General features: G+C 66.9%; 15 protein-coding genes. 2 read left to right on the forward strand and 13 right to left on the reverse strand.

Annotated elements, in window-relative coordinates:
• The coding region (locus V6M56_RS03740) for a transporter (protein ID WP_332681362.1) at window positions 1–471 on the forward strand (471 nt) is incomplete at its 5' end.
• 487 nt (window positions 472–958) lie between these two features.
• Here the strand turns inward: V6M56_RS03740 and V6M56_RS03745 are convergent.
• The 9 genes from V6M56_RS03745 to V6M56_RS03785 form a co-directional block, all read right to left on the reverse strand.
• A complete protein-coding gene (locus V6M56_RS03745) occupies window positions 959–1,936 on the reverse strand; it encodes a type II secretion system F family protein (protein WP_332681364.1) in 978 nt (325 codons plus the stop codon).
• Window positions 1,937–1,948: 12 nt separating this feature from the next.
• Window positions 1,949–2,929, reverse strand: coding sequence for a type II secretion system F family protein (locus tag V6M56_RS03750; protein ID WP_332681365.1), 981 nt, complete (start codon window positions 2,927–2,929; stop codon window positions 1,949–1,951).
• A gap of 233 nt (window positions 2,930–3,162) precedes the next feature.
• Window positions 3,163–4,605 carry a CpaF family protein gene (locus tag V6M56_RS03755; protein WP_332681366.1) on the reverse strand — a complete coding sequence of 481 codons (1,443 nt, stop codon included), beginning with the start codon at window positions 4,603–4,605 and terminating at the stop codon, window positions 3,163–3,165.
• Window position 4,606: 1 nt separating this feature from the next.
• Window positions 4,607–5,848 carry an AAA family ATPase gene (locus V6M56_RS03760; protein WP_442881074.1) on the reverse strand — a complete coding sequence of 414 codons (1,242 nt, stop codon included), beginning with the start codon at window positions 5,846–5,848 and terminating at the stop codon, window positions 4,607–4,609.
• A 14-nt stretch (window positions 5,849–5,862) separates the two neighbouring features.
• A complete protein-coding gene (locus V6M56_RS03765) occupies window positions 5,863–6,603 on the reverse strand; it encodes a CpaD family pilus assembly protein (protein WP_332681368.1) in 741 nt (246 codons plus the stop codon).
• A gap of 35 nt (window positions 6,604–6,638) precedes the next feature.
• On the reverse strand, window positions 6,639–8,132 hold the full coding sequence (locus V6M56_RS03770) for a type II and III secretion system protein family protein (RefSeq protein WP_332681369.1): 1,494 nt from the start codon (window positions 8,130–8,132) through the stop codon (window positions 6,639–6,641).
• Complete coding sequence (cpaB, locus tag V6M56_RS03775; protein ID WP_332681371.1) at window positions 8,129–8,908, reverse strand: Flp pilus assembly protein CpaB; 780 nt, start codon at window positions 8,906–8,908, stop codon at window positions 8,129–8,131. Before cpaB ends, V6M56_RS03770 begins: the two co-directional genes overlap by 4 nt.
• A 126-nt stretch (window positions 8,909–9,034) precedes the next feature.
• Window positions 9,035–9,547, reverse strand: a complete 513-nt coding sequence (locus V6M56_RS03780; RefSeq protein WP_332681373.1) for an A24 family peptidase — start codon at window positions 9,545–9,547, stop codon at window positions 9,035–9,037.
• Between the two features lie 139 nt (window positions 9,548–9,686).
• A complete protein-coding gene (locus V6M56_RS03785) occupies window positions 9,687–9,854 on the reverse strand; it encodes a Flp family type IVb pilin (RefSeq protein ID WP_332681374.1) in 168 nt (55 codons plus the stop codon).
• A 413-nt stretch (window positions 9,855–10,267) separates the two neighbouring features.
• Here V6M56_RS03785 and V6M56_RS03790 point away from each other — a divergent pair, with 413 nt between their 5' ends.
• Window positions 10,268–10,807 carry a pilus assembly protein N-terminal domain-containing protein gene (locus tag V6M56_RS03790; RefSeq protein WP_332681376.1) on the forward strand — a complete coding sequence of 180 codons (540 nt, stop codon included), beginning with the start codon at window positions 10,268–10,270 and terminating at the stop codon, window positions 10,805–10,807.
• Window positions 10,808–10,837: 30 nt separating this feature from the next.
• Here the strand turns inward: V6M56_RS03790 and V6M56_RS03795 are convergent, their stop codons facing one another.
• The 4 genes from V6M56_RS03795 to V6M56_RS03810 all read right to left on the reverse strand — a co-directional run bounded on the left by V6M56_RS03795 (window position 10,838) and on the right by V6M56_RS03810 (window position 15,021).
• Entirely contained in the window at window positions 10,838–12,337 is a 1,500-nt protein-coding gene (locus V6M56_RS03795) for a phosphomannomutase/phosphoglucomutase (RefSeq protein ID WP_332681377.1), read from the reverse strand.
• A 154-nt stretch (window positions 12,338–12,491) separates the two neighbouring features.
• Window positions 12,492–13,016 (reverse strand): retropepsin-like aspartic protease family protein, encoded by a 525-nt coding sequence (locus tag V6M56_RS03800; protein ID WP_332681379.1) that lies wholly within the window; start codon window positions 13,014–13,016, stop codon window positions 12,492–12,494.
• Between the two features lie 203 nt (window positions 13,017–13,219).
• Window positions 13,220–14,128 (reverse strand): ribokinase, encoded by a 909-nt coding sequence (locus V6M56_RS03805; RefSeq protein WP_332681381.1) that lies wholly within the window; start codon window positions 14,126–14,128, stop codon window positions 13,220–13,222.
• A complete protein-coding gene (locus V6M56_RS03810; RefSeq protein WP_332681383.1) occupies window positions 14,125–15,021 on the reverse strand; it encodes a 2-dehydro-3-deoxygalactonokinase in 897 nt (298 codons plus the stop codon). The genes V6M56_RS03805 and V6M56_RS03810 overlap by 4 nt, the downstream gene beginning before the upstream one ends.
• Window positions 15,022–15,110: the final 89 nt, after the last annotated feature.

Genomic DNA, 15,110 nt, shown 5'->3' on the forward strand with positions numbered 1-15,110 from the left:
CGATCCTTGATCAGGCGAACCGCTTCGATCTTGAACTCACGCCCAAACTTCCGTCGCTGCATATGCCACCTCCGGCTTCATGAAACACCCAATCGCGGTGTCCACGAAACCGGCAGCAGGCCAGATTACAGGAGCGGTAACGCGATCCACGCCGACTTGGCGATCAGCCAGTATCTGACAAAGGAATTTTCCGTCGGGCTGCTCGCCTCGCACTATCAGCAAATTACAGGAGACGGCGGTAGTGGGGCATCGTTAGGCGCCCATAAGGGGCGTGTGACTGCGTTGGGCGGCACAGTCGCGTACAACTTCAGCGTTGCAGGGACACCGGTATCTGCGCGGCTGAAGGTCCTTCGCGAAGTGAATGTCGAAGATCGTTTTCGGGGTACGATCGCGATGGTTAGCCTTGCGTTCCCAATTGGTTTTTCCCCCGCGACCTCGCAGAAACCAGCGCCTGCAGTGATAAAGCATTGAACCCAAGCATTTTTTTGTCTGAACTCTCCAAATGAACCAGCACGGTGAAAGCCCGCTGCGTAAGAACTGTTCTGGGTCGGCAGACTTGCATGACGACAGGCTCAGTCGCTGGCCGCGTTAGCTTCTATTGCTCGTTCGACTTCCCTCAGCACTAAATTGAACCGTCCGGAGTTTCGAACGTCAGGAAGGGGCCATCTTCGGTCGGGAGGCCTGCTAACATTCCGTACAACCGTCAAAAATCTCATCCAAATGAGATTGGAAAGACACCCTCTGCCGCATCCAGAAAACTACCCATTCAAGCGCTTGTTTTGGCGCCTCAGACGGCTCTGCGCTCTCAATGCTAGGCTAAGATATTGAAATTGCTCTAGTCTTAGATATGCGCTGGATGCATATCGGTCTCATATGTGTGAGATTCGTGCACACGCCAGTCTCACCGGGAGTGAGACAGTTTCAAGTTGAATGAGATCCGACAGACCTCGCGGCCGGCTCACTTCGAATCCAGCAGTTTGATGAAGGCCGGGGTCAGGATCACCACGAACAGCACCGGCAGGAAGAACAGGATCATCGGCACGGTGAGCTTCGGCGGCAGGGCGGCGGCCTTCTTCTCGGCCTCGCTCATACGCTGGTCGCGGCTTTCCTGGGCGAGGGTGCGCAAGGCCGTGCCGAGCGGCGTGCCATAGCGTTCGGCCTGGATCAGGGCGGTGCAGACCGATTTCACCGATTCGAGCCCGGTGCGCGTCGCGAGGTTCTCATAGGCCTGCCGGCGCTCCGACAGATAGGAGAGCTCCGCCGTGCACAGCGCGAACTCCTCGGCCAGTGGCACCGACTGGCTGCCGATCTCGGTCGAGACCTTGCGGAAGCTGAGCTCGATCGACATGCCGGATTCGACGCAGATCAGCAGCAGGTCGAGCGCGTCGGGGAAGGCGCGCCGCATCGAGAACTGGCGCTTGCTGGCGGCGTTCGAGAGATAGATCTCCGGCGCCTTGATGCCGAGATAGGTGGCAGCGATGGCAACGGCGACCCGGTTGACCTGCGACAGCCCGAAATCATTGACGAAGAAGACATAGAACAGCGCGAACAGGAACAGCCCGATCGGCGTGACCGCGCGGAAGAACAGGAAGCCGACCTCGGCCTGCTGGCCGCGGAAGCCGGCCAACGCCAGCTGCTTCTTGGCGTTCTCGGTGCCGAGCCAGTCGCCGAGCTTGAACTGCTCGACGGTGCGCCGCATGAACTCCTTCGGCTCCTGCCGCAGCGTGACCTTGTCCTTCTGGCGGGCAAGCCGGTCGCGCTCGCGGGCGCGGATCTTGTCGCGCTCGGTCGCGACGTTCTTCATCCGCTTGCCGAGCGCGTTGCCCTCGATCAGCGGCGTGCCCACCATGACGATCGTCGCGGCCACGGCGAGCCCGGCGACGAGCGCCAACATGAATTGCGGATCGGTGACCTTCTGGATGAGGAGCGCGAGCATCTTTTCCGTCCCTCAGATATCGAAATTGATCATTTTCTTCATCACCAGGATGCCGATCGCCATCCAGATCAGCCCGCCGATCATGGCGACCTTGCCGGTCGAGGTCAGCCAGAGCAGCTCGATGTAGCGGGGGCTGGTCAGGTAGACGAGGAGAGTGACGATGACCGGCAGTGAGCCGATGATCGCCGCCGAGGCCTTGGCCTCCATCGACACCGCCGCGATCTTGTCGCGCATCTTGCGGCGCTCGCGGATGACCCGCGAGAGATTGGCCAGGGTCTCGGCGAGGTTGCCGCCGGTCTTCTGCTGGATCGCCAGCACGATGCCGAAGAAATTGGCCTCGGCGCAGGGCATGCGCTCGAACAGCTTGGTGGCCGCGTCGGTCAGCGCCAGGCCCAGCGTCTGTGCCTCGACGATCAGGCGGAACTCGGTCTTGACCGGCTCCTGCGCCTCATTGGCGATGATGCGCAGGCAGTCGTTCAGCGGCAGGCCGGATTTGATGCCGCGCACGATGACGTCGATCGCATTGGGAAACTCGTTGGAGAAGCGCTTCAGGCGCTTCTTCCGGCGCTGGCTGAGATAGAAGGAGGGCAGGCCGAACGCGCCGATGAACAGCCCGGCGAGCCCGAGCATGACCTTGCCAGAGGCAATCAACAGGACGAGCCCGGCGACAAGGCCGGCAACCGCGGCAAAGATGAAATACTGCCGGCGCGTCCAGCTCAGCCCGGCCTGCTGGATCCTGACCTCGAGCGTCGCCTTGTTGCGGGCCTTTTCGCGATTCTCGATATCCTTCAGGCTTTGCGCCACCTGGCCGCGCTTGGCACGGTTCTGCGCCTCGCGATCGGCGGCGCTGCGGGTGACCAGCGGGCTGGCGAACTCCCTGAGCCGGCGCTCGACGCGGGCCTGGCCGCTGAGCGACGGATAGAGCAGCGCATAGGCGACGCCGCCGGCCGAGACGGCGGCGAGGATGGCGGCGGCGATCAGCCCGTAATCCATGGCGTTGTTCCGTCCTCCGGCCAGATCGCCGTGCGTCCATACGGAAGGGACGGCGATCTATCTCTTTGTCGTAGCATCGGATTCAACCGAAAACCGGATTCCACTTTTCGGCCCGATGCTCTAGAGCCCGTTCCCATCAGCTTGCACCGCAAGCTGATGGGTAAAACGGTCTCTCACTCATGTTTAGAGACGGATTCACCGATCAGATTGATTCAATCTGGTCGGATCCGGCTCTACGCCGCGGTCGCTTCGTTCTGGCTTTCGAGCTCGTCGAGCGCCGCGGCGAGGCGCTGCTCCTCGCCATAATAGCGCGCCCGCTCCCAGAACCGCGGCCGGCCGATCCCGGTCGAGCGGTGGCGGCCGATCAGCTTGCCGTTCGGGTCCTCGCCCAGCACGTCATAGGTCATCAGGTCCTGGGTGATGATCACATCGCCTTCCATGCCCATCACCTCGGTGATATGGGTGATCCGGCGCGAGCCGTCGCGCATGCGCTGTGCCTGGATGATCACGTCGATCGAGGAGCAGATCATCTCGCGCAGCGTCTTCGAGGGCAGGCTGAAGCCGCCCATGGTGATCATCGATTCGATACGGCTGAGGCATTCGCGCGGGGTGTTGGCGTGCAGCGTGCCCATCGAGCCGTCATGGCCGGTGTTCATCGCCTGCAGCAGGTCGAAGGCCTCAGGTCCGCGCACCTCGCCGACGATGATGCGCTCGGGCCGCATGCGCAGGCAGTTCTTGACCAGGTCGCGCATCGTCACGGCGCCGGTGCCCTCGAGATTGGGCGGGCGGGTCTCGAGGCGCACGACATGCGGCTGCTGCAGCTGCAGCTCGGCGGCGTCCTCGCAGGTGATGACGCGCTCGTCATGCTCGATATAGTTGGTCAGGCAATTGAGCAGGGTCGTCTTGCCCGAACCCGTGCCGCCCGAGATCACCAGATTGCAGCGGACCTTGCCGATGATCTTCAGGATCTCGGCGCCGGGCGGCGCGATGGCGCCGAAGCGGACGAGCTGGTCGAGCGTCAGCTTGTCCTTCTTGAACTTGCGGATGGTCAGGGCCGGCCCGTCGATGGCGAGCGGCGGGGCGATGACGTTGACGCGCGAGCCGTCGGCGAGACGGGCGTCGCAGATCGGCGAACTCTCGTCGACGCGCCGGCCGACCTGGCTGACGATGCGCTGGCAGATGTTCATCAGCTGCGCGTTGTCGCGGAAGCGGACATTGGTCAGCTGGATCTTGCCGCCGGTCTCGATGAAGGTCCGGCCGGCGCCGTTGACCATGATGTCGGCGATGTCGTCGCGCGCCAGCAGCGGTTCCAGCGGCCCGTAGCCGAGGACGTCGTTGCAGATGTCGTCGAGCAGTTCCTCCTGCTCGGCGATCGAGAGCACGACGTTCTTCAGCGAGATGATCTCGTTGATGATGTCGCGAATTTCCTCGCGCGCCGATTCACCGTCGAGCTTGGCCAGCTGGGAGAGGTCGATCGCTTCGATGAGAGCACCGAAGATCATGCTCTTCATCTGGTAGTATTCGTCGGATTTCGGCGACTCGACCGGCGCTGGCGGCGGCGGCGGGCGGCGCGCCTCGGCGATGGCCGGGCGCGGCTCGGCCGGCCTGGCACCCGCAGCGGGCGAGGTCATCGGAGCCGGCGCGGCCGGCATGCTCGCGTTTCTCTTGCCGAACATCTCAGGCCTTCCGGCGCATCAGCTTGGCGACCAGCGGCTCGAACAGGCTGCGCTTGCCGCGCTTCGATTCGCCGCGCCCGGTCAGCGCCGCCGCGATCTGGACGAAGGCCTCGGCGACCTTGCCGCCGGCCTGGACCTCGGCGATCATCTGGCCGTTATTGGCGGCCGTGCCGAAGAGCTGGGCGTCGAAGGGGATGGCGCTCAGCACCTCGACGCCGAGCGCCTTGGCGAACTCGGCGGCGTCGATCTCGGGCCGCTTGGCGATGCCGACCTGGTTGAGGATCAGCCGCGGCACCGAATCATTGGGTCTTGCCGCGCGCAGCAGGTCCATCAGGTTCTTGGCGTTGCGCAGCGAGGCGAGCTCGGGCGCGGCGACGATCGCGACCTCGTCGGCGCCGATCAACGTGCGCTTGGCCCAGCCCGTCCAGACATGGGGCACGTCGAGCACGATGCAGGGCACGCTGGCGCGCAGCAGGTCGAGCAACTGGTCGAGCGCGTCCTCGCCGAGATCGACGGTCCGGTCCAGCATCGCCGGCGCCGCCAGCAAAGCGAGGTTCTCGCTGCAGCGCGAGAGCAGCCGGTCGAGCATGTTGGCGTCGAGCCGCTCGGGCGCGAACACCGCCTCCGCGATGCCTTGCGGCGGGTCCTGGTTGAAATCGAGCCCCGCCGTACCGAAGGCGATGTCGAGATCGACGATCACGGTGGAGGCGTCGAGATTGCGGCCGATCGCCCAGGCCAGATTATGCGCCAGGGTCGAGGCGCCGACGCCGCCCTTGGCCCCGACCACGGCGATGGTGCGCCCGAGGGTCTCGGCGCCCGGCGTGGCATAGAGCTCCGACAGCGTGCGCAGCACGTCGAGCACGCCGAGCGGCGCGATCAGATAGTCGCTGACACCGCGGCGGATCAGATCGCGATAGAGCTGGACGTCGTTGACATGGCCGATGACCACGACCTTGGTGCCGGGGTCGCAGCTCTCGGCCAGGGCGTCGAGGCTGGCGATCAGCCGCGACGGCTCGGTCACCGTCTCCAGCAGGATGACATTCGGGGTCGGCGCGGCGCGGAACGCCTCCACCGCTGCCGCCGGGCCGCCCATCTGGATGCGGGTCTGCGCCTTGTCCATGCGCCGGTCGGCCGTCACCGCCTGCATCGCGGCGGCGACTTCCTGCGTCTCGCAGAAGGCCTGCAAGGTGATGCGGGGCAGCGGGGCGATGATCTCCTCGCCGGGCGTTTCGGTCTCGTGCAGCGACGCGCCTGCCATCACTTGCCTCCGACCGCGGTGCTGATCGCCGACTGCTCCTGGCGGTACTGCGTCGATGGGTCCTTGCCCTCGCGCAGCTTCTTGATCGCCTCCAGGCGCTTCTGGGTGTCGAGCCGGCCCTCGCCGCGGGCCCGGACGAGGTCGAGCGGATCGGCGACCTGCGCCGCGAGATTGGCCTGCGTCGAGCAGCCGAGATTCCACAAGGGCTCGTTCGAGGCGTCGGTCTTGTAGCTTGAGACCCCGGCATCCTCCGGCCATTGTCCGCAGGAATGCGGCAGGCCGGCCTGGAGCGAGGCGAAGGTCAGGCGGATCGGCGAGGCGAGATTCGGATCGACGGCGCGATAGGTCGTGACCGAAAGCGAGCCTTGCGCCACGCCGGCCCGGGCGAGCGAGCGGCGGATGCCGTCGAGCGTGTCGCGCGCGGCGAGCTCGCGCCCGGTCCCGCTCGGCACCTCGGCGACCAGGCCGCCGCGGCCGCTGCGGCGGTAATCCTGGCCGAAGCGGGTGACGTCGTCGGCCTGGCGCGGGTCGAGGCCCCCGCCGGCGCGGCCGACGAAGACGTCGAGCGAGCGCGGCGCGTCGCGCAGCACGATCGGATGGCGCTCGCGCGTGTCGAAAGGAGCTCCGCCCGCCGTGAGGTCGCCCTTGGCGCAGGCGCCGAGCGCGAGCGCGGCCGCAAGCGCGGCCAGAAGGGCCGCCGGGCGGCGACGGCAAGCCTGGATTCTGTCGTCTGTCGTCACGCTCGCCATCCTTCGCAGATGCATGCTCGCAGCCCTCAATCGGCGATGAAGCCGACACGCCCCCGATAGGCCTGGGGGACGGGCCCGCCGCTGGTCGTCCCGTAGATCTTGTTGAGGCGCCCCATCAGGATCGTCTGGGCGTCATGGGCCTCGACGAAGCCGTCATCGGGCCGGTTGAGCTGGCCGGGGTCGATCGGTTTGACGATGTAGGGCGTCACCGCGATCATCAGCTCGGTCTCCTCGCGCTGATAGTCGCGCGAGCGGAACAGCGTGCCGATGATCGGAATGTTCATCAGGCCGGGCAGGCCGTTGATCGCCTGGCGCGAGACGCGCTGGATCAGGCCGGCCGTCGCCAGCGTGCCGCCGGAGGGCAGCTCGACCGTGGTGTCGGACTTGCGCACGCGAAAGCCGGGGGCGTTGACGGCGGTGGTCTCGGTCGGGTTGAGCCGGAGCTGGTTCTCGAAATCGAGCTCGGTGACCTCGGTCGCGATCCGCATCGAGATCCGGTTCTCGGACATCACGATCGGCGTGAAGTTGAGCGAGACGCCGATCGGCTTGTAGACGATGTTGAGCACGCAGCGATTGCTGTTGTCGCACGAGTATCCGTTCGGGATCGGCACCTCGCCGCCGGCGGTGAACTTGGCGCTCTCGCCCGAGATCGCGGTCACCGTCGGCTCGGCCAGGACGCGCGACAGCCCGGCGCGCTCGAGCGCTCGCAGCGTGAAATTGGTCGAATTGCCGATGCCGGCGCCGATCGCGGTCGCCGCGAGCTGCTGCGGCTGCAGCGAGAAGGGCGTGTCGATCGAAGGCGTGATGCTGAACTTGCCGAGCCGCCACTCGCCGGTCGAGTTGATGCCGAGCTGCTTGATCGCCTTGCGCGAAACTTCCGAGACCACGACCTTGACCATGACCTGGTCGCGCCCGCGAATGGTCAGCGAATTGATCACCGCGCCCTTGGTCGAATTGGCGCCCTCGCCCGAGATGCCGACGAAGGCATTGGCGATGTCGAGCGCCTGCGTCGCTTCCGAAGCGCTGGCGACATTGCCGACCAGCAGGATCGAGTTGCCGGCCGGCTTGACCTGGATGTCGGCGCCCGGCATCGCCGAGCGCAAGGTCTGGCGCAGCACGTTGAGATCGCGGCCGACCTCGATCTCCAGCGCCGTGATCTGGCGTCCCTCGGCGTCGAGCACGAACATCGAGGTCGAGCCGTCGGCCATGCCGATGATGAACAGCTTGCGGGCCGAGCGCACGACGGCATTGGCGACCTTGGGATTGGCGACGAACACCTCCTTGGCGTCGCGCGGCAATTCGACGATCAGCGAGCGCCCGATCGAGAGGTCGAGCTTGCGCGAGATCGCATGCTCGCTGGCCCCGACATTGAGCACCGGGGCGGCACCCTTGCCCTGGGCCAGCGCGGGAGGCGCCGCGATCAGGGCCGCGAGCGGCAACAGGGCGAGGCCGAGGCGGCGAGGCGCCGGGCGCCGGGCGGCGCGATGGCGGGCGCGGACATTGTTCCTGGCGGGGATCATGGCTTCACGCCCTTGCTGGTGACGCCGTAGCGCACGAGGGTCAGCCCGCCCTCATCGGCCGGGGGACTGAGGTCACCGGCGTCCTGGAGGCTGCGCAGCGCCAGCGAGAGCGAGCCCGTCTTCTGCGCCAAGGTGACGATGTCGACCTGGCGGGGATCGAGCTCCAGGGTCGCGGTCTCGCCGACCACGACCTTCTCGCCATTCTTCTCCTGGACGTTCTGGCCGATGGCCAGCACCCGGACATTGACCAGGATCGCCTCGCTGGCGGGCCCCGAGCCGTCCCGGCTGTTGCTGTCGTCGCGGGTAACCCGGATCACGTCGACGCGGTCATTGGGCAGGATGAAGCCACCGGCGGTGTTGGCGCCGGCTCTGTCGGTGGTGATGGCGACGGCGCGCTTGCCGGCCGGAAGCATGGCGGAGAGGAAGCCGGAAGCGTCGGTGCGGATCAGCTTCTCGCGGCGGATCGGCTCGGAACCGAAGAGCTGCGCCCGCGCGACCTGGCCGACGAACTCCGCCTCGCCCTCGGGCGCGTCCTGGCGGCGGATGACGCCGGCGGGCAGGCTGGCGAGCGGCCAGGCGATCCAGCGCAGGTCGCTGGCGGCCAGACGGTTGCCGAGCGGGATGTCGGCAGCCGCGACCAGCACCTCGACGGTCGGTGCCGGCTCGTATTTGGTCACCGACGGGGTGCTGACCTTGGGCGGCCGGCTGATCAGCAGGGCAGCGCCCAGCCCGGCGACCAGCGCGATTCCAAGGATGATGATTCTGGCGGGACTCATGACTGGCGATCCTCAGCCAGCACGAACTGGCCCTCAGCCGGATCGTGCCGTCGGAATCGTCAACTTATGGTTAACCGGACGTATCTTTTTGGCTGGATCGCCCGCCCGCGGCCAGCGCAGACCGGATCAGACGCCGATCGCGGCCCGCCAGATCGCCGTCTTGGGCAGGATCACCAGGGCGGCGAAGGCGAGCGCGACGCCATAGGGCACGCCCTTCTCGACGCTGTGCAGCCGCCTCGCCCAGTCCCAGCGCTCGGCCGGAGCCGGCAGCGGCGCGGAGCGGAGCTTGAGCAGGACCAGCGTCAGCACGCCGCCGGCGAGGGCCGCGACCATCAGATAGGGCAATAGCTGCTCAAAGCCGAACCAGAGCGCGGTCGCCGCGGCGAGCTTGGCGTCACCGCCACCGATCCAGCCGGCTGCGAACAGGCCGAAGCAGATGGCGAGCATCGCGAAGCCGGCGGCCAGATGCCAGGCGATCTGGTTCCAGCCCAGCCCCGCCGAAAAGGCACAGAGCGCGAAGGCCGCGACCAGCAGCAGGCAGAGCCGGTTCGAGATCGTCATTGTCGCGATGTCGCTCACCGCCGCATAGGCCATGGCAGCGGGAAAGACGACCATAATGGCGATCAGCGAAAGCGGCATGATGTCCATCCGGATGCAGAGCGGCTCGCGGCATGCTGGTGCAGAAGCCCTGACCAAAGAATTACCGAAGGCAGAAAGAAAGGCGCCCCGAAGTCTCCTCCGGGGCGCCTCGGTATACGTTTATGCGGAGGTTGGCGGCTTACGCGCCGAGAGCGGCCGCGATCGCTTCGAACTTGGCGTTCAGGTTCGTGCCGATCAGCTGCATCGCGGCGATGCAGACGACGGCGATCAGGGCGGCGATCAGGCCGTATTCGATGGCGGTCGCGCCGGACTCGTCCTTGGCGAAGCGAGCGAAAAGCTTGGTCATGGTAGTCTCCTTTTGCACCACGGTTTGACGGCTGCCTTCGCTCTGGTTCGGCTTCGGTCAGCGACAATTGCGAAGCTACACGCGCCGTCTTGCCGATCAGTTAAAGCGACCCAAGAATTCGGCGAATCGCACAGGTGTTTCCTGGATGGTTAACGCGATCCTATTGCGATCTACGAGTTAAACAATCGTATAAAAGATATTACATTTTTATCTATATGGTATTCCCTGCCTTCTTACAGTCTTATGACTTTGGGTAAGGCGTCATCTGCGCGCCAGGCGCGGCAATCTCATCGCATTTCCGATGGTCGAGGCCGGCGTTCGGCGGGCCGTTCCGTCGGCCAGATCACCGTCTTAGGGATTGATTCATCATTTTCGGCTTTGCTCGGCCTGTTGGAAATCTTGGGGCGCCAGCCATGTCCATTGCGATGACCGCCTCGCGGCCTGTTCTCGTCGCCGCCGTCGCGGCCGGCGCGCTGGCCGTGACCCTGGGCCTGGCCTTGTCCTCGGCCCCCGCGAGCGCGCAGACGCGCCCGGCACCGGCAGCCGTCGCAGCCCCCGCGGAGGCCGGCCCGGATACGGTGATCGTCAATGTCGATCATGCCAAGGTGGTGCGCCTGCCCGAAAAGGCGCAGACCGTGATCGTCGGCAACCCGGCGATCGCCGATGTCACGGTCCAGCGCAACGGCGTGATGGTCGTCACCGGCAAGAGCTTCGGCGTGACCAATCTGATCGCTCTCGACGCCAGCGGGACGCTTCTGGCCGAATCCTTCGTGCGGGTGCGCGCGGCGACCGATTCCGTGCTCACCGTGCAGCGCGGACTCGAGCGCGAAAGCTATTCCTGCGCCCCGGTCTGCCAGCCGACCGCGCGGCTCGGCGACGTCAAGCGCTTCTTCGACGAGGTCGGCGGCCAGGCCAGCGCCCGCAATGCCGCCGCGAGCGGCGAGAAGAAGTAGGCTTCCCCTCGCCGTCGCCGGAAATCTCGCTCAGATCGTCTGGTTGTAGGCGCCGACTTCGGGGTTCTCGCGCAGCACGCCGTCGATCGCCTTGAACATCTCGCGCATCCGCGCTTCCGAGACCGGGCTCTCGCAGACCACGACGAGTTCCGGCTTGTTCGAGGAGGCGCGCACCAACCCCCAGGTGCCGTCCTCATTGACCACGCGCACGCCATTGACGGTGATCACGTCGCGGATCGCCTGGCCGGCAAGCTTCTCGCCGGCGGCCTGCATCGCCTCGATCCGCTTGGTCACCTTGTCGCTGACGCCGTACTTGATCTCGTCGGCGCATTTGGCCGCCATGGTCGGCGTGCCCCAGGTCTTGGGCACCGCAGCGTAGAGCTCAGCCATCGACTTGCCGGGATTGCGGTCGAGCATGTCGAGCACGGCGATGGCGGTGACGACGCCGTCGTCATAGCCGCGCCCCACAGGGGCGTTGAAGAAGAAGTGGCCGGACTTCTCGAAGCCGGCGAGGGCGTTCAGGTCGCGGACGCGGCGCTTGATGTAGGAGTGGCCGGTCTTCCAGTAATCGGTCTTGACGCCGAGCTTCTGCAACTCGGGATCGGTCGAGAACAGGCCGGTCGACTTGACGTCGACGACGAACTGCGCACCCGGATTGAGCCGGCCGAGGTCGCGCGCCAGCATCACGCCGATCTTGTCGGCGAAGATTTCCTCGCCATGATTGTCGACGACGCCGCAGCGGTCGCCATCGCCGTCGAAGCCGAGCGCGACATCGGCGCCGTGCTGCTTCACGGCGTCGGCCATGGCGTGCAGCATCTTCATGTCTTCGGGGTTGGGGTTGTAGCGCGGGAAGGTGTGGTCGAGCTCGGCATCCATCGGGATCACCTCGCAGCCGAGCATCTCCAGGATCTTCGGCGCGAAGGCGCCGGCGGTGCCGTTGCCGCAGGCGGCGATGACCTTGAGCTTGCGCGTGAACTTCGGCCGATCGGTCAGATCCTTGATGTAGAGCGCCGGAAAGTCGGGCACGAACTGATAGGATCCGCCGCCGATCAGGTCGAAATCGCCCGCCAGCACGAGATCGCGCAATTGCCCCATCTCATCCGGGCCGAAGGTGACCGGGCGCTCGGCGCCCATCTTGATCCCGGTCCAGCCATTGTCGTTATGCGAGGCGGTGACCATGGCGACGCAGGGCACGTCGAGCGCGAATTGGGCGAAATAGGCCATCGGCGACATGGCGAGCCCGATATCGTGGACCTTGCAGCCGGCCGCCATCAGCCCGGTGACCAGCGCCATCTTGATCGAGGAGGAATAGCTGCGGAAATCATGGGCGGTGACGATCTCGGGCTTGACGCCCATCCGCCGGATCAGCGTGCCGAGCCCCATGCCGACGGCCTGGACGCCCATCAGGTTGAGTTCCTTGCCGAAGAACCAGCGCGCATCGTATTCGCGGAAGCCGGTCGGCTTCACCATCGGCAGCGACTCGTAGTCGTAGCTGTTGGGGAAGAGCTCGGGCAGCGGTTTCGGAAACATCGGGCCATCCATTTAGCTGAAGCGCGGGCCAGGCAGGGCCCGCAGGAGACGTGCGGAGCGGAAAGGCCACAGGCTACATGAATGCAGCCTGAGCATGACAGAAACGGGCATAGCCGATCGGAATGACGATGGGAACGGAGAGGCCCGGTGCGCCTCAGCCGCGCAGGATCATCCGGCCGCCCCGGACCTCGTAGCCCGAGAGCTTGCGCAGGAAGGAGGTGCCGAGCAGGCTCATGCCGAGCGCGCCGGCCGGCAGCACCACCGCCTCGACATCGCGGACCAGGATGTCACCGAGCCGGACCTCGCGCAGCCGCACCTGGGCGCCGCGCACCACGCCATTGGCCGTGCTGAGGCCGAAGGTATAGGCCGAGCGCTGCGGCTTGACGCCCAGCGCCCTGGCATCGGCATCGGTCAGCGCGATGAAGCTCGCGCCGGTATCGACCATCATCCTGACGCGATAATTCTCGATCGAGGGGTGGACGATATAGTGGCCGCGATAATCGGCGTTGATCGTCAACGAGCGGCCCTCGCCCGCGCCGGTCGTGGTCCGCTCCGGCCGGGCGACGGCGAGCGCCGGCTCGTCCTGCGTCAGCCGGGCGAGATCGCCGGCATGGTTCAGCGCCAGAAGGCCGGTGGCGCCGGCGATGCCCAGGGACCAGAAGATCGGCCGCGGGGCCATGGCGACGTCCTTTCGCGGATTTCCGCCGCGAAATAACGGGCAAGGTTGCTGACGAAGCATGAATCCGATGCGCCACCGGAGAGCGTTCCGGCCGCCGGCCTGCCGACAGGCTTAACCCGCGCTCAAGCCGGTCGCGACAAATCTATCCATAGTTTAGAGGCGGATTCACCGATCAGGTTGATCCAACCTGATCGGATCCGGCTCTAGAGGAAGCTGCGCCCGGCCAGCGCCTCGATCGCTTCGCGCCGCGGCACGCTCGGCTGGGCGCCGGCGACGGTACAGGCGAGCGAGCCGGCCGCAAGGCCGCGCTGCAGCGCGCCCGAGAAGCCGAAGCCGGCCTGCAGCGCCGCCGCGAAGGCGCCGACGAAACTGTCCCCGGCCGCGACCGTATCGACCACCTCGACCTGCGGCGCCTCGAGCCGGCGGCGCACGCCGCCATGCCAGCCGACGGCGCCGGCAGCACCGAGCGTGACGATGCAGGCGATGCCGCGCTCGGCATCGAGCCGCTGCGCGATCGCGTCGGGCTCGGTCTCGCTCCAGCCGAGGCCTTGCGCCAAGAGGGCGGCCTCATGCTCATTGGCGATCAGGATGTCGGTCAGCGCCAGCAGTTCCAGTGTGGGCACGCCGGCGGGGGCGAGGTTGAGGATCACCCTTCCGCCAGCCTGGCGCATGGCCTGCGCCGCGCGCAGACATTGCTCTTCCGGCACCTCGCGCTGGAGCAGCAGCAGGTCGCCCTCGCCCAGGGGCATCGCCGCCAGCGCATCGGCACGCGCTGCGGCATTGGCCCCGGCAGCGACGACGATCTGGTTCTGGCCCTGCGCATCGACGGCGATGAAGGCCGCGCCCGTCGGCGCGGCGACGCGGGCAAGATGGGCAAGGTCGACACCGTCCGCGGCCAGCAGATTCACCGCGAGTTCGGCGAAGGCGTCACGCCCGACGGCGCCGATGAGCGCGACCGGCGCCCCGGCACGACGCGCCGCCAGCGCCTGGTTGGCGCCCTTGCCGCCAGGGTGCAGGGCATAGCCCGGCCCGAGCACGGTCTCGCCGGCGCCGGGCAGGCGCTCGACCGGCGTCACCAGATCGACATTCAGCGAACCGAAGACGACGATCATGCCGGCAGGTCCGCGGCGAGGCGCGTCACGCCGGCGACGAAGGCCGCTCCCGGCGTTACGAGGTCGTGATCGAGACCGGCCGCGGCAAGCGCTCGGCCATAGCTTTGCGCCAGCACGCCGTCGGCGACGAGCTGGAGGTTACCCAGCCTGCCGAACAAAGCGCGCGCACCTTCGATCTCCTGTGCGACCAGCAGCGCCGAGAGATAGGACCCGACCGCTCCCCCCCTCATCCGCCCCGCCAGCACCTCGCTGCGGGCAGCGAAGGCGGCGTTGAGCAGCCCGCCCGGCCGCGCGGCGGCGGCTAGGCCAAGGCGGGCGCCTTCAGCGGCGTCCTCGCCGGCCGGTTCGGCAGCCAGTCGCGACAGGATCGAGTGCTCGCGCAGCAGGCCGTAGATCTCGCCGGTCATGAAGCTGGCGAAGCGGGTGATGCGCCCGCCCTCGACCTGCGCCCATTTCGAATGCGTGCCCGGCAGGCAGGCGATGCCGTCCGCAAGGCCCAGGCCGACGACCAGCGTCTCCTCGCCGCGCATCACGTCGAAGGCGCCCTCGTCGCAGGAGAGCCCCGGCAGCACGGTCGCCTCCGTGCCGTCATCGAGCGTCACGCGCAGGCCGGCAGCGGCGATCTCCGCCGGGCTCGCCGGGCAGGCGACATAGGGCGCCTCGACCCAGCCATTGCGGCTGCCGACCATGCCGGCGAGCAGGACGGCCGCATCGGGCCGGGCCCGGCGCAGATCACCGGCGATCGCCGCGAAGGCGGCCGGAAAACCGCCGGCCGGGACGGACTGGATGCCGCGATCGGCGCTGCGGCGCTCGAGCACGGTGCCGTCCTCCCCGATCAGGAAGGCGCGGGCGCGCGTGGTGCCCCAGTCGAGCGCGATCAGGGGGGAGGGCATGGCAGGCTCCGAGGGATGCTGCGCGGCGCCGCGTCGTCCGCGGGCGAAGCAAGATGCAGAGCTCGGAATTTCATTGCCCATCACGCCCG

This window comes from Allobosea sp. (assembly GCF_036675845.1).
Lineage (GTDB): Bacteria > Pseudomonadota > Alphaproteobacteria > Rhizobiales > Beijerinckiaceae > Allobosea.